The following is a 14,804-nucleotide window of genomic DNA, read 5'->3' on the forward strand; positions in this document are numbered from 1 at the left end:
TCCGAATTACGCTGTGTGCTTTTTAATTAGTTCAATAAAATGGTCAAACAAAGGGGCGGCATCGTGCGGGCCAGGACTCGCTTCAGGGTGTCCCTGAAAGCTAAAGGCTGGCTTATCGGTGCGGTGAATTCCTTGTAGTGAACCATCAAATAGCGATTTGTGCGTTGCACGAAGCGTGATAGGCAGCGTTGCTTCATCAGCAGCAAAACCGTGGTTTTGTGCCGTAATCATCACCACATTACGATCCAAATCTTTCACTGGATGGTTCGCGCCATGGTGGCCAAATTTCATTTTTACTGTTTTTGCACCAGACGCCAATGCCAAAATTTGATGCCCTAAACAGATACCAAAAATAGGCAGTCCTTTCTCTAAGAACACTTTGGTTGCTTCAATCGCATAAGTACATGGTTCTGGGTCGCCAGGACCATTTGATAAAAAGACACCATCAGGTTTCAGCGCTAGAACTTCTTCAGCCGAGGTTTGTGCTGGTACCACAGTTAGGCGGCATCCTCGGTCAACCAACATACGGAGGATATTGCGCTTTGCACCGAAATCGTAGGCAACAACGTGATAGGGCAACTCGCTGTCATCTTTCGCTTCAGGAAGTCCACCTTCGAGCGTCCACGAACCTTGTTTCCATTGGTACGCTTCTTTTGTTGTAACTTCTTTCGCAAGATCCATTCCTTTTAAACCGGGGAACTCTTTGGCTTTTACCAGCGCCAATGCTTCATCTAAATGGTCACCTGCCATAATGCAGCCATTCTGAGCTCCTTTTTCACGCAAAATGCGCGTTAGCTTGCGCGTGTCGATATCGGCAATGCCCACAATATTTTGTGATTTAAGGTAGTCAGAAAGGGAAAGTTCATTACGGAAGTTAGAAGCGATAAGAGGGAGATCGCGAATCACAAGGCCTTGTGCATGGATAGAAGAGGATTCTTCGTCTTCGGAATTGGTTCCGGTATTGCCTATGTGGGGGTAAGTAAGAGTAACGATTTGTTGAGAATAGGAAGGATCAGTGAGGATTTCTTGGTACCCCGTCATCGAGGTATTAAAGACGACTTCACCAACGGATATTCCATCAGCGCCAATGGATACACCGTGGAACACCGTCCCATCTTCTAGGACTAACAGTGCTGACTTACTCAAGACAACCTCCAGAATAAAAATGCAAAAAATATAAATTAAACTGCAAATTTGTCTTCCTTAAGGCCATAGAGTCGCGCCATAGGGTGATTTAGACAAATTGGCGGTATTCTAATGACCACCATGATTACTGTCAACATTTCATAATAAATTAAGGCAACATTTAAAGCGTTAGAGATAAAAAGCGAACCTAAGACAGTAAAAAAATAGGTTTGATGAGTAAAAAAATGAGAATGGAGGAATTAGAATCAGCAAACTGGAACTCTTTGATGCATTTCAAACAATCAACGATAAACAAAATCACGCAAACGTTAATCAAGCAGAGAATGAGTGCAATTTCAGAGATCTAAAACAAAAAGAAAGCAATACCAACTAAAAATACAACAAAAGTAAGTCAGTAAAGTGAAAATAAAGAGAGATAATTAAATCGGTAAAAAGAGGTGTAACAAAGATGCGCCAGCAAACACTGACGCATAATTATGTAATCAAAGATCGTTCAAACCTAACACGTCAGTCATGCTATAAAAACCCGCAGGTTTATCAGCAAGCCAAACCGCCGCTCTCACTGCACCATTGGCAAAAGTCATACGATCCGTCGCTTTATGGGTGATTTCTACACGTTCACCAATATCAGCGAACATCGCGGTATGCTCACCCACGATATCGCCAGCACGAATCGTAGCAAAACCAATCTCATTTTTAGTACGTTCACCGGTAATACCTTCTCGCGCATAGACGGCAACGTCACTCAGTTGGTTACCCATAGCATTAGCAATCGCCTCTCCCATGCCAATTGCGGTTCCTGACGGAGCATCCACTTTATGACGATGGTGGGCTTCAATGATCTCAATATCACAGTAATCACCCATCACTTTAGCCGCTTTTTCAAGCAATTTGAAAACAAGGTTAACCCCAACGCTGTAGTTAGGAGCCATGACAATCGCAATCTGTTGTGCGGCAGCATTGATTTGTGCTCTTTCTGCTTCAGAAAAGCCCGTTGTGCCAATCACTAGCTTCTTACCGTGTTTTTTACATAACTCAATATTGGCTAAGGTGCTCACAGGAGCTGTAAAATCAATGATGACATCGAAGTTATCTACGGCATTCTCTAGGTTATCCACCAACGCGATATCAAATCGCCCTTCACCGCATAACTCACCGATATCAACACCAACCAACGAGGACTCAGGACGCTCTGAGCCCGCACCCACTCGAGCATGGTTATTTTGATAAGTGGCTTTCACCAAATTGCGGCCCATTCGACCCGCCGCTCCTGCAATCGCAATTCTCACCATTGCGTTATTCTCCATTGTGACGACATCAGCTTAAGCTTGCATCGTTTCTCTTCGTTCAAGGTGTTTCTGTAAACTATCAACATTTGCTTGTGGTGGCTAGCGACTTAGGCAAACTCTTTCATGACGCGCTCGACGATGGGCGTATTGGCTTCAGGAAATGAATAGTTTGCCAACTCAGAAACCGCTACCCATTCTCCTTGCTGCCCTTCTTTACCATACGGCTGATGATCAAATTGTGTCACGCAAATAAAATCAAAAGTTAAGGACTTGTCTGAATAGTCAAACTCAAGGTATTGGTAAGGAGATTGCTCAGTAATATGAATACCAATCTCTTCATCTAGCTCGCGGCAAATGGCTTGTTCAATCGTTTCTCCCGCTTCAACTTTGCCGCCAGGGAACTCCCAAAAACCGCCTTTGTGAAGATGATCTGGTCGTTTGGTAATGTAAATTTCTGATTTATCGCTATTGAAGATAATAGCCGCAACAATATGAACACGTTTCATAAAGACTCCGATTCGCCGACTTCCCAACCTAGAAAATAAAGATGAGAAATATTGAGTTAAAAAAAGAGTCGCCTAAGCGACTCTTGGGGTGATCATTCAAGGGATCAGTTGATCTGTCCGTGGCACTGTTTGTACTTTTTACCGCTACCACAAGGGCAAGGCTCATTACGACCAACTTTACGCTCTTCACGAACCATAGGCTGGTGCCCTTGATCTTCAGAAGCTTCATCTGCAACCGAACTGTCGGCACTTTGGTGCTGGAACTGTTGGCGACGCGCGGCTTCTTCCGCCTGCGCTTGACGCTGTGCTTCCATACGTTCAACTTCTTCTTGCTGTTGTACGCGCACCTTCGACAAGATAGTAATCACATCGGTTTTTAAAGAATTCAGTAGTTCTTCAAACAGCTCAAACGACTCACGCTTGTACTCTTGTTTTGGGTTTTTCTGCGCGTAGCCACGTAGGTGGATGCCTTGGCGCAAATGATCCATCGCCGCTAGATGCTCTTTCCACAAGGTATCCAGAGTTTGTAGCATGACCGATTTTTCAAAATTACGCAGAACAGAAGCCCCAACTGCTTTCTCTTTTTCACGATACACACTAACCGCTTGTTCAAGAATACGTTCGCGCAGCGCTTCTTCGTACAATTTATCATCAGCATCTAGCCATTGCTGTAATGGCAGCTCTAAATCAAAATCGTTTTTCAAACGATCTTCCAATCCTTTAACATCCCACATATCCTCAAGTGATTGTGGCGGAATGTATTCGTCAATAACGGAAGTCAGAACATCTTGACGATTCTGCTCAATCATTTCGCTGATATCGTCTGCTTCCATGAGCTCATCACGCAGCTCATAAACTACTTTACGTTGATCGTTAGCAACATCATCGTATTCAAGAAGCTGTTTACGAATATCAAAGTTACGTCCTTCGACTTTACGTTGCGCTTTTTCAATCGAGCGAGAAAGCATCTTACTTTCGATCGCTTCACCTTCATCCATACCACTTTGGATAAGGCTTGCCATACGATCTGAGGTGAAGATACGCAGCAGTGAATCTTCCATCGATAGATAAAAACGTGAAGAACCCGCATCCCCTTGACGACCAGAACGACCACGTAACTGGTTATCGATACGACGAGATTCGTGGCGTTCAGTACCAATAATGTGCAGACCACCAGCGGCTAACACTTGGTTATGAACCTCTTTCCACTTCGCTTTGATCTCATCGATCTGTTCTTGTGTTGGATTCTCTAGCTGCTCAATTTGTGCCTGCCAGCTGCCGCCCAATACAATATCAGTACCACGACCTGCCATGTTAGTCGCAATCGTCACCGCGCCCGGAATACCCGCTTGCGCTACAATTTCTGCTTCTTTTTCATGGAATTTCGCGTTAAGCACGTTATGTTTCACTTTAGCTTGCTTCAACGCATTAGAAAGTAGTTCAGATTTCTCAATCGAAACCGTACCGACGAGGGTTGGTTGACCTTTTGCAACACGCGCTTTGATGTCTTCAATGATCGCCGCAAATTTTTCAGCTTCAGTGCGATACACCACATCAGGCATATCATCACGAACCATAGGTTTATTGGTTGGGATCACCACGGTTTCCAAACCGTAAATCGATTGGAATTCGAACGCTTCGGTATCGGCAGTGCCCGTCATACCAGAAAGTTTTTCGTATAAACGGAAATAGTTTTGGAAGGTGATCGACGCAAGAGTCTGGTTCTCGTTTTGGATTTTAACACCTTCTTTCGCCTCGACAGCTTGGTGTAAACCTTCAGACCAACGACGACCTGGCATGGTGCGGCCAGTGTGCTCATCAACGATGACCACTTCGCCCTCTTCTGTCACGATGTAATCAACGTTTTTCTCAAATAACACATGCGCACGCAATGCGGCATTGACGTGGTGAAGTAAGCTAATGTTCGTGGGTGAATAAAGAGTATCGCCCTCTTCCATCAAACCATTTTTCACCATTAACTCTTCAACAAATTCTTGACCCGTTTCAGTCAAATGAACTTGTTTTGATTTTTCGTCAACCGTGTAGTGACCATCACCACGATACTCTTCAGAATCTTCTTTATCTTGCTTTTGCAGAAGTGGAATGAGGGTATTAATGCGGATGTATAACTCAGAACTATCTTCTGCAGGACCTGAGATGATCAACGGCGTTCGCGCTTCATCAATAAGAATCGAGTCTACTTCATCGACTACGGCAAAGAAACGTTCACGCTGTACACGGTCTTCTTTGCGGAAAGCCATGTTGTCGCGTAAGTAATCGAAACCAAACTCGTTATTGGTCCCGTAAAGAATATCGGCTTGATAAGAAAGTTTTTTCTCTTGTGGTGGCATATTGGGTACGTTAATACCGACCGTCATGCCTAAAAATTCAAACAGTGGGCGGTTTGTTTCTGCGTCACGTTTAGCAAGATAATCGTTTACAGTAACAATGTGCACGCCTTTGCCAGGCAAGGCATTGAGATACGCAGGCAAAGTCGCGGTTAACGTTTTACCTTCACCAGTGCGCATTTCTGCGATTTGACCCGCGTTGAGAACCATACCGCCGATCAACTGTACGTCGAAGTGACGCATACCATATACGCGCTTGGACGCTTCACGCACGGTGGCAAATGCTTCAGGAAGTAATTGGTCTAAGGTTTCACCTTGCTCTAAACGTTGACGAAACTCAACCGTTTTGGCTTTTAATTCTTCATCAGTTAGTGCTTCAAAAGTAGGCTCGTAGCTGTTGATCTCTTTGACAATTTTTTTAAGGCGGCGCAGCGTTCTGTCATTGCGACTGCCAATAACCTTTGTCAGTAGCTTAGTTATCATGTGTCAGGAATCTCTCTTTATTAGATCGTTTTCGATCTACTCTTAATGCCGTCAGTCTCTACCAGTTTTGAACTAAGGATACTGAGATAAATCATGTATCACAGATATTGTGACGGTGAGGTTTATTTTCAAGGTATTAAATAATTATGTAACGCATAGTGTAAGGAATTTTTGCGGCAACAACCAATAGCAAAACTATTTGTTTGAAGCACACTTAATATTTTTACGCTTTTTGAGCACTGTTTAAGCAATAACATGGATTTATTACTATACGCATCATAGGCACCACAATAGAATTGAATGGCAACTTAAGAGGGAGACACCATGCGCGATCACCGTCCCACGTTAACGAAAGAGCTGATCAGCGATTCATCTCTAAAGAAAATACAGCAACATGCCACCGAGATCCTCGCTTTAAATAAAGTGCTCAATAAGTTGCTTCCTAAAGGAACGGCCGATCATGTACGAGCCGCTAATGTGCGCGGTGGTCACTTAATCGTTGAAGTGGCCAGTGCATCAATAAAAATGAAGCTTGATTATGACCGATTACACATTTTGAATCAGTTACGCAACCAAGGATTTGCCAAATTGATCAGCATTGAGCTCAAGATAAACCCAGCGCTCTATCGTAATCGTGGTATGAAAGAAGAAAAAGAAACGGTCGCTCGCCCACCACTATCTGAAAATACGGCGCAAGCATTATTGATGGTGGCGAGTAGCGCTTCCCCCAAAGTCAAAAAACGTTTGGAAAATTTGGCGAAATTGGCTAGGCCCAAATAAGCGTCATCAATGAATTAGTACAAATAAAAAGGCCAGACAACTGTCTGGCCTTTTTATTTAAAAATTGCGATTAAGCGAGAACCATATTTGGTTCAGCAAACGCCACTGGAGAGCCAACTTCTTCTTCAAAAGTAGCCCATTCCCACGCCTCTTGGTCGGCTAAGACCGCACGCAGTAGCTGGTTATTTAAACCATGGCCTGATTTATAAGCACGGAACTCACCCACAATGGAATGACCACACATGTACAAGTCACCAATGGCATCCAATACTTTATGAGTGACAAACTCATTGGCAAAACGCAAACCTTCTTCATTAAGAATACGGTATTCATCTAATACGATGGCGCAATCAAAGCTACCACCTAAACAGAGGTTTTGCGATTGTAGGTACTCAATGTCACGCATGAAACCAAAAGTACGAGCTCTTGAAATTTCTTTGACGAAACCTTGCGAGGAAAAATCAAACACCATGCGTTGTTCATCAGAATCGATAGCAGGATGTTGAAAGTCAATCTCAAAATCCATACGAAAACCGTTATGGGGTACAAGTTCCGCCCACTTATCACCATCTTCAAATCGAACTGGTTTCTTAATTCGAATAAAACGTTTTGGTGTATTCAGCGTTTGAATGCCCGCTTGTTGTAGCAAGTAAACAAATGGGCTAGCACTACCATCCATAATAGGAATTTCAGGTGCGTCAACTTCGATGATAACGTTGTCGATTCCCATGCCCGCTAATGCTGCATTTAAGTGCTCAACAGTAGAGATACGAATACCTTCATCGTTGACCAAAGCAGTACATAGCATGGTATCGCGAACAGATTCAGGATCCGCAGGGAAGTCTACTGGAGGATTGACATCAGTACGGCGGTAAATGATCCCAGTGTTTGCAGCAGCAGGGCGAAGCGTTAATGTGACTTTACGACCAGAGTGTAAGCCCACCCCAGTTGTTTTCACTATTTCTTTCAGAGTTCGTTGTCTGATCATCTACTTGCCTCTATGTCAGTGCGACAAAACACGGTCGGTAAAGCACCGACCGCGAATGCTACCATAATTTTGAACAGTGTCAAATTATGTCTAATTGTTAATCAGCCTGACGACGTAAAAATGCTGGGATATCAAGATATCCATTTTCCTTATCTGCTTTCGGTGCCGTATTTTGGCTTGCACCGGAAGAAGATGAAACAGTTGACGACGATGCTGATTGCGGTTTCACTTCTGCTCTTTCTTGCAAAGGCTGTGCCGTTTTTTCTTCGATTTTCGCTGCTTGCTGAACCATTTGTGGTTGAACTGCTGGTGCGACTTTGGCTTTACCGCCTGCAACTAAAGTAATGTCTGGCTTTTTCTCATTGCCAATACCCGTTGCAACGACAGTCACGCGAATTTCGTCTGCCATATCAGGATCTAACGAAGTACCGATGACAACTGTCGCATTGTCAGACGCAAACGCCTTAACAGTATTACCGACGGTTTCGAATTCGTCTAGTCGCATATCCAAACCAGCAGTAATATTGACCAACACGCCACGAGCGCCTGCAAGATCAATATCTTCCAAAAGAGGGCTAGAAATTGCCATCTCTGCCGCTTCTTCAGCACGATCTTCGCCGCGAGCCACTCCACTACCCATCATCGCGTGGCCCATTTCTGACATCACAGTACGTACGTCAGCAAAGTCCACGTTAATCATGCCTGGGCGTGTAATTAGCTCTGCAATACCTTGCACTGCATTTTTAAGTACATCATTCGCACTCGCAAATGCTTCAAGTAAGGTAATACCACGACCTAACACTTTCAGTAGTTTTTCATTAGGAATGGTAATCAAAGAGTCAACGTGTTTTGACAACTCTTCAATACCTTGCTCAGCAAATGCCAAACGTTTTTTTCCTTCAAAACTGAAAGGTTTCGTGACAACCGCTACGGTTAAGATACCCAGTTCTTTGGCAACTTCTGCAATAACAGGAGCAGCACCTGTACCTGTACCACCGCCCATACCAGCTGCGATAAACACCATATCGGCACCCATCAGAACTTCTTTAATTCTTTCTCTGTCTTCTAGAGCTGCATCGCGTCCAACTTGCGGGTTTGCACCAGCACCCAAACCTTTAGTGATATCACCACCAATTTGAATGACGCTACTTACGCTTGTTTTACGAAGTGCTTGCGCATCGGTATTGACACTGATGAATTCCACGCCTTCGATGGACTCACGCACCATGTGTTCAACAGCGTTACCGCCACCACCACCAACTCCAACGACTTTAATTACAGCATCGTCAGACATTTCCATCATCGGTTCAAACATGTGTTATCTCCGTTTTCCCTGCAACTCAGGTTAAAACTCTTTTTGTATCCAGTTACGCAAACGACCAATTAAGCTCGACATGGATTGGCGTTTCGGTTCGCTGTATTCCGTGTCGTCATTAATTTGGCTCTCTTTCGCATAATGAAGTAAACCAACCGCCGTAGAATGATACGGCTCTTTTACATAATCTGTAAGGCCACTCACCTCTAAAGGCTTGCCTACGCGAACTTGATTGCGGAAAACGCGTTCCGCACACTCAACCAAACCTTCAATTTGCGCAGCGCCGCCAGTTAAAACAACACCAGCCGCTAAATGGTGTTTAATACCATTTTTGCGCAATTTGTCTTGGACAGTATCTATAGTTTGGTTAACTAATCCCATTAATTCAGTGTAGCGAGGTTCAATCACTTCCGACAAGGTTTGTCTTTGCAAACTTCGCGAAGGTCTTCCTCCTACACTTGGGACGTTAACGGTATCATCCTTGCTTACCAATTCACTCAGCGCACAGCCATATTTTACTTTAATCTCTTCAGCATCACTGACTGGTGTGCCAAACGCAAAAGCAATATCACTGGTTACTGCGTTTCCTGCATAAGAAAACACTTCAGTATGTCGTAACGCACCACCGGTCCAGATAGCAACATCCATAGTGCCTGCGCCTATATCAATCACGCACACACCTAACTCTCGCTCATCTTCCGTAATAACTGCATTACTTGCCGCTAAACCAGAGTAAACCAGTTGTTCAACTTTTAAACCACAGCGTTCTACCGCTTTGATAATATTTCTCGCCATATCATTATGACAAGAAATAAGATGCACGCTCACTTCCATGCGCACACCTGATAAACCAAGCGGGTTTTTAATTCCCTCTTGGTAATCAATCGTAAATTCTTGAGGAATGACGTGCAATATTCTTTGCTCTTCCCCAATTTTTATTGATTTGGCGGTATGAATCGCTCGATCCATATCTTCTTGAGAAACTTCTTCATCTGAAATAGTTCCCATGCCTTTTTCAATACGGCTCGCAATATGTCGCCCAGATAGAGAGAGAAACACATTACTAATTTGGCATTCCGCCATTAATTCTGCTTGGTCAACCGCTCTTTGGACAGACTTAACGACCGATTCAAGATCATTAACTCCCCCTTTATCCATCCCACGGGATGGGCTCGTACCAGCGCCAATAATATTAATTTGACCGTCAGGCAGTATTTCACCGACTAAAGCTGACACGGTGGCTGTGCCTATATCAAGACCAACAATAATGTTGTCATCAGCGGTCTTAGTCATTTTTACTCTCTTGTGCTTCTTGTTCAGGGAACCAACCTACTGCGGCTCCTGTATCATATCTAAGATCGATATAGCTAACTTGTTCAGCTTTATTACCTAAATTCTTATACAGCGAAATAAAACGTGCAACTCGCTCATCTAGTGATTCTTTACCTAACTCTAAGCGGATGCCATTATCTAAAATTATTTGCCACGCTCGACGATCGTTGAGTAACAGTGACGATATATTTAAGTTTAATGATTGAAACTTAGGGTTCGTTTTATTCCAAACATCCAGTACTTCGTGACTGGTTCCTTGCGGGCCATAAAGTTTCACTCTATCGCCGTTCAATTGACCAATATCACCATTAAATACCGTGCCATATCCGTCTAACAAAGCGTTGCCATTCCAAATCGCTACCGCTCTATACTCTGTCAGAAACACTTTTATTGTGTCAGGCCATTGTTTACGAATCGATGCATGGGCCACCCACGGGATGACCTGTACACTCGATTGAAGTACGTTAATATCTTGCGACATGAAAGTACCGATATGATCCAACTGAGCAAAAGCGCGCTGCACATCTAGCGAAGATACGTATTGCAAGTCACCTTGTAGAACAATTTTTGAAAGCGGTAGCCTCTGTTCGTCCCACATCCAACTAAGTGTTGAATAAATGAGTGAACTTATCAGCAACAACACCACAAATAAAAAAATAGCGCCAGCGGCGTGATCTTTTATGAGTGGCGAACGGGACACAGCTCGGCTTTCATCGAACACATTCATTAACAAAGCCTGATGTTCCTGTTTCTAAATCGCAATCGCATGCCCTATTTGGTTCACAATAGAGGTAAAAGCACTGACTTTAACCTCCGGATTATACTGAGGTCGCTGAAAGTATCAAACATTGAAAGTAATAAATCTGGACTGGATACCATGTTATTCAATATTGATACACAAATAAGCCATTTAAATTAAACCTGTTGCATTTTACTGATATTCAGTTCGAGTCCCGCTAAATGTTTCGCTACCTTGCCGATATCCCCAGCACCTTGCGTCAGCACGAGGTCACCATCTTGTAATACATTAGCCAGAATCGAAGGCAGTATGGTGCTGTCGGGAACAAAAATAGGATCAATTTTACCGCGACTGCGTATCGTTCGGCACAACGATCGACCATCGGCTCCCGCAATCGGCTTTTCTCCTGCGGCATAGACATCGAGCATGATCAGCACATCGACTTGCTCCAGTACATTGGCAAAATCATCATACAGATCGCGAGTTCGACTGTAGCGATGAGGTTGGAAAATCATCACTAGCCGTTTTTCTTGCCAACCACTACGCGCCGCCTTAATAGTCACGCCCACCTCGGTCGGATGATGACCATAATCATCAACGAGCATCGCAACCCCATTGCCTGTATCAAACTCGCCCAGATGATCAAAACGACGTCCCGTACCTTGGGTGCTAGCCATCGCTTTTAAAATCGCTTCATCGCTGATGTCGTCTTCCGTTGCCACTGCAATAGCCGCGGAGGCATTAAGCGCATTATGACGACCTGGAATATTAAGCGTGATATCCAGATTGGCTCGTCCCTGTCTGACGACCGTAAACTGGCCTTGTTGCCCCTGCTGATGGTAATTCTCAATCCTGACATCTGCATCATCGGCAAAACCGTAGGTGATCACTTGACGGCTGATACGTGGAATGATTTCACGCACAACAGGATCATCAATACATAATATCGCCTGACCATAAAATGGCAGGTTGTGTAGGAAATCGATGAAGGTCTGTTTGAGCGTTTCAAAATCACCGCCATACGTATCCATGTGATCAGCTTCGATGTTGGTCACGATACTAACCATAGGCTGAAGATGAAGGAATGAAGCATCACTTTCGTCAGCTTCAGCAATCAAAATCCGACTTGAACCCAAACGCGCATTGGTGCCAGCGCTTTTGACTAACCCGCCATTAACAAACGTGGGATCTAAACCAGCCTCAGAATAAATTTGCGTAACCAATGCCGTAGTCGTTGTTTTACCATGCGTACCAGCCACCGCAATGCCATGACGAAAACGCATTAATTCCGCCAACATTTCTGCACGACGAACAATAGGAATGCGTCGCTCACGCGCCGCTTTCAGTTCAGGATTTAGCTCATCGATTGCAGTAGAGACTACCACCACGCTGGCGAGTTCAATATTAGTGGCTTGATGACCGATATAAATGATAGCCCCTTTACTTGCCAATCTTTCAGTCACAGGGTTGGAAGCGAGATCAGAGCCGGTAATTTGGTAGCCTTCATTGAGCAATACTTCTGCAATTCCGCTCATTCCCGCCCCACCAATACCGACAAAGTGAATACACTTGACGCGGCGCATCTCTGGCACCATGGCACGGATTTGAGCTAAATCTTGAGTATGTTTAATGGTCATGAAAAATTTCTCGTTATTGGGTAAGTGCGATGATAGCGTCGGCAACGACTTTATCAGCATCCAGTTGTGCGGCTGCACGCGCTTGTTGCGCCATCAACAGCAGATCATGACGCTCAAGAGAAGCAATCTCTTGCGCTAGTTTTTCTACTGTGAGCTGCGGCTGTTCAATCATTTTGGCCGCACCACAAGCGACTAAGTGATCCGCGTTAAGCGCTTGCTGTCTGTCTTTATGCATAAAAGGGATAAATATAGCGCCAACACCGGCCGCTGCCACTTCGGAAACCGTTAATGCTCCCGAGCGGCACACCAGTAAATCAGCCCACGCATAAGCGCCAGCCACATCCTCAATGAACTCAGTAACGTGTGCATTTTTGATCTGAAGCGCGCGATAAGCTTGCTCAACCGACTGCTGATTATTCTTGCCTGCTTGATGGCAAACTTGGTAATTATCGCCAAGCATAGCTAGCACATCAGGCAAAGTTCGGTTGAGAATCTGCGCACCTTGGCTGCCGCCCATCACGAGAATGCGGATCGGTTCATTTCGCTCAGCAAAGCGTACTTGCGGTGCGGGTAATGTAGCGACATCTTGACGTACAGGGTTACCTACGACTTGCGCCTCAGTAAAGGCACCGGGGAAGGCTTGAAATACGCGTTTGGCAATTTTCGAAAGCCAACGGTTGGTTAACCCTGCTACGGCATTTTGCTCGTGAAGCACAACGGGAATTCCCATAGACCACGCTGCCACGCCACCGGGGCCACTGACGTATCCGCCCATACCGAGCACCGCATCAGGTTGCCACTGCTTCAAATAACGACGCGCTTGAAAAATCGCGTTCACAATTTGAAAAGGCGCTTTCAGCAAACGCCCTATGCCTTGGCCACGTAAACCTTTGACCTGAATAAAGTCGATCTCAATACCATGTTTAGGCACTAATTCTGCTTCCATCCGATCCGCAGTCCCTAGCCAGCGGATCTGCCAACCTTGTTGTTGGAGCTGTTTAGCCACAGCTAGGCCGGGAAAAACATGTCCCCCCGTGCCACCAGCCATAACCATTAAACGTTTATTGTTTATCATTGGATTCTTTTTCTATAGACACTCGATTGCGATCTTTGAGTCGACATTCATGATCAATTCTCAATAAGATCGACACCGCAACCGACATAATAATTAAGCTTGAACCGCCGTAACTGATCAAGGGCAGCGTTAGGCCCTTAGTCGGCACCATACCCGCTGCAGCACCCACATTGACGAGTGTTTGGAATGCAAACCAAATTCCAATACCAAAGGCCAAATAGCCACCAAATTGCTGATCATGCTCAAAGGCTTTTTTACCAATAAACACCGCTTTAAGCACCAGACTAAAAATCAGCAGTAGAACCAGTACAACGCCAACAAAACCGAGCTCTTCAGCCAGCACTGCAAATACGAAATCAGTGTGCGCTTCAGGTAAGTACTCTAGCTTTTGAATCGAGTTACCAAGCCCTTGACCAAACCACTCTCCACGACCAAAGGCCATCAAAGATTGAGTCAATTGATAACCGCTGCCAAACGGGTCTTCCCACGGATCAAGAAATGAAGTTACACGGCGAATACGGTAAGGCTCTGCCGCAATCAGTGCGATTACCGCAACAATTCCAGCCACCATGAGCGCAATAAATTGTGACAGTTTGGCCCCAGCAATAAACAGCATACCAAACAGAGTCACCAGCATCACAACCACGGTTCCCAAATCTGGCTGACCAAGTAGCAAGATAGCCAAGGTTCCAAACACCATAATCGGTTTCATGAAACCACCAAAAAAGGTTTGCCTCACTTCATCTTGTTTACGAACTAAGTAACCAGCCATGAAAATAAACAGTGACAGTTTCGCGACCTCAGCAGGTTGCAGGTTAAATAACCCCAAAGGGATCCAACGCGAGGCACCATTGACCGATTTGCCCGCGAGCAAAACCACAATCAGCAGCATAAAAGAGACGCCAAGTAGCACCGAGCTGTATTGCATCCAACGTTTCATTGGCACTTGCAACACCACACTCGATGTCACGATGGCCAGCATCAAGAAAATGGCGTGACGAAACATAAAGTGAAACGGTTGATCCGTTAAACGCGAACTGATAGGAAACGAAGCCGATGTCACCATCACAAGCCCAGTAAGCATCAAACCTAAAGCAATCCATACCAATTGACGATCAAACAAGGCTTCAGGCGCTTGGCTCTGAAACCATTGACGAGTCATTTTG

Annotated in this window: 12 protein-coding genes; 1 reads left to right on the forward strand and 11 read right to left on the reverse strand. The window is 44.8% G+C overall.

The window, feature by feature from the left end; all coding sequences use genetic code 11:
- Positions 1-6: 6 nt before the first annotated feature.
- The 4 genes from carA to secA all read right to left on the reverse strand — a co-directional run bounded on the left by carA (position 7) and on the right by secA (position 5,772).
- Positions 7-1,146, reverse strand: a complete 1,140-nt coding sequence (gene carA, locus AACQ17_RS17255; protein WP_017047461.1) for a glutamine-hydrolyzing carbamoyl-phosphate synthase small subunit — start codon at positions 1,144-1,146, stop codon at positions 7-9.
- Between the two features lie 482 nt (positions 1,147-1,628).
- Entirely contained in the window at positions 1,629-2,438 is an 810-nt protein-coding gene (gene dapB / locus AACQ17_RS17260; RefSeq protein ID WP_026027267.1) for a 4-hydroxy-tetrahydrodipicolinate reductase, read from the reverse strand.
- Positions 2,439-2,542: 104 nt separating this feature from the next.
- Positions 2,543-2,941: an 8-oxo-dGTP diphosphatase MutT gene (mutT, locus tag AACQ17_RS17265; protein WP_010317990.1), complete on the reverse strand. Its 399-nt coding sequence runs from the start codon at positions 2,939-2,941 to the stop codon at positions 2,543-2,545.
- A gap of 104 nt (positions 2,942-3,045) precedes the next feature.
- Positions 3,046-5,772: a preprotein translocase subunit SecA gene (gene secA / locus AACQ17_RS17270; protein ID WP_013856087.1), complete on the reverse strand. Its 2,727-nt coding sequence runs from the start codon at positions 5,770-5,772 to the stop codon at positions 3,046-3,048.
- A gap of 324 nt (positions 5,773-6,096) precedes the next feature.
- On the opposite strand from secA, the gene AACQ17_RS17275 reads away from it, so the two are divergent.
- The gene (locus tag AACQ17_RS17275) at positions 6,097-6,552 is read left to right on the forward strand and encodes a DUF721 domain-containing protein (protein ID WP_017046518.1); all 456 of its coding nucleotides are present in this window, start codon (positions 6,097-6,099) and stop codon (positions 6,550-6,552) included.
- Positions 6,553-6,622: 70 nt separating this feature from the next.
- On the opposite strand, the gene lpxC is transcribed toward AACQ17_RS17275, so the two are convergent.
- From lpxC to ftsW, 7 genes are all read right to left on the reverse strand, one after another.
- Positions 6,623-7,540, reverse strand: a complete 918-nt coding sequence (lpxC, locus tag AACQ17_RS17280; protein WP_010317993.1) for a UDP-3-O-acyl-N-acetylglucosamine deacetylase — start codon at positions 7,538-7,540, stop codon at positions 6,623-6,625.
- 97 nt (positions 7,541-7,637) lie between these two features.
- The gene (gene ftsZ / locus AACQ17_RS17285) at positions 7,638-8,855 is read right to left on the reverse strand and encodes a cell division protein FtsZ (RefSeq protein ID WP_017042647.1); all 1,218 of its coding nucleotides are present in this window, start codon (positions 8,853-8,855) and stop codon (positions 7,638-7,640) included.
- A gap of 30 nt (positions 8,856-8,885) precedes the next feature.
- Positions 8,886-10,148 carry a cell division protein FtsA gene (ftsA, locus tag AACQ17_RS17290; RefSeq protein WP_010317995.1) on the reverse strand — a complete coding sequence of 421 codons (1,263 nt, stop codon included), beginning with the start codon at positions 10,146-10,148 and terminating at the stop codon, positions 8,886-8,888.
- The gene (locus AACQ17_RS17295) at positions 10,141-10,914 is read right to left on the reverse strand and encodes a cell division protein FtsQ/DivIB (RefSeq protein WP_088718004.1); all 774 of its coding nucleotides are present in this window, start codon (positions 10,912-10,914) and stop codon (positions 10,141-10,143) included. Before AACQ17_RS17295 ends, ftsA begins: the two co-directional genes overlap by 8 nt.
- A 188-nt stretch (positions 10,915-11,102) precedes the next feature.
- Positions 11,103-12,563, reverse strand: coding sequence for a UDP-N-acetylmuramate--L-alanine ligase (murC, locus tag AACQ17_RS17300; RefSeq protein ID WP_013856083.1), 1,461 nt, complete (start codon positions 12,561-12,563; stop codon positions 11,103-11,105).
- Between the two features lie 13 nt (positions 12,564-12,576).
- Positions 12,577-13,638 (reverse strand): undecaprenyldiphospho-muramoylpentapeptide beta-N-acetylglucosaminyltransferase, encoded by a 1,062-nt coding sequence (murG, locus tag AACQ17_RS17305; RefSeq protein ID WP_017046515.1) that lies wholly within the window; start codon positions 13,636-13,638, stop codon positions 12,577-12,579.
- Positions 13,625-14,800, reverse strand: coding sequence for a cell division protein FtsW (gene ftsW, locus AACQ17_RS17310; protein WP_038148764.1), 1,176 nt, complete (start codon positions 14,798-14,800; stop codon positions 13,625-13,627). The genes murG and ftsW overlap by 14 nt, the downstream gene beginning before the upstream one ends.
- Positions 14,801-14,804: the final 4 nt, after the last annotated feature.

Origin of the sequence: Vibrio sp. V10_P2A27P122, from assembly GCF_963874335.1 — a bacterium.
GTDB lineage: Bacteria > Pseudomonadota > Gammaproteobacteria > Enterobacterales > Vibrionaceae > Vibrio > Vibrio anguillarum.

Bases quoted from the DNA above. Each gene is read 5' to 3' on its own strand.
- dapB (WP_026027267.1), bottom strand. From the start codon at position 2,438: ATGGTGAGAATTGCGATTGCAGGAGCGGCGGGTCGAATGGGCCGCAAT.
- mutT (WP_010317990.1), bottom strand. From the start codon at position 2,941: ATGAAACGTGTTCATATTGTTGCGGCTATTATCTTCAATAGCGATAAA.
- secA (WP_013856087.1), bottom strand. From the start codon at position 5,772: ATGATAACTAAGCTACTGACAAAGGTTATTGGCAGTCGCAATGACAGA.
- AACQ17_RS17275 (WP_017046518.1), top strand. From the start codon at position 6,097: ATGCGCGATCACCGTCCCACGTTAACGAAAGAGCTGATCAGCGATTCA.
- lpxC (WP_010317993.1), bottom strand. From the start codon at position 7,540: ATGATCAGACAACGAACTCTGAAAGAAATAGTGAAAACAACTGGGGTG.
- ftsZ (WP_017042647.1), bottom strand. From the start codon at position 8,855: ATGTTTGAACCGATGATGGAAATGTCTGACGATGCTGTAATTAAAGTC.
- ftsA (WP_010317995.1), bottom strand. From the start codon at position 10,148: ATGACTAAGACCGCTGATGACAACATTATTGTTGGTCTTGATATAGGC.
- AACQ17_RS17295 (WP_088718004.1), bottom strand. From the start codon at position 10,914: ATGAATGTGTTCGATGAAAGCCGAGCTGTGTCCCGTTCGCCACTCATA.
- murC (WP_013856083.1), bottom strand. From the start codon at position 12,563: ATGACCATTAAACATACTCAAGATTTAGCTCAAATCCGTGCCATGGTG.
- murG (WP_017046515.1), bottom strand. From the start codon at position 13,638: ATGATAAACAATAAACGTTTAATGGTTATGGCTGGTGGCACGGGGGGA.
- ftsW (WP_038148764.1), bottom strand. From the start codon at position 14,800: ATGACTCGTCAATGGTTTCAGAGCCAAGCGCCTGAAGCCTTGTTTGAT.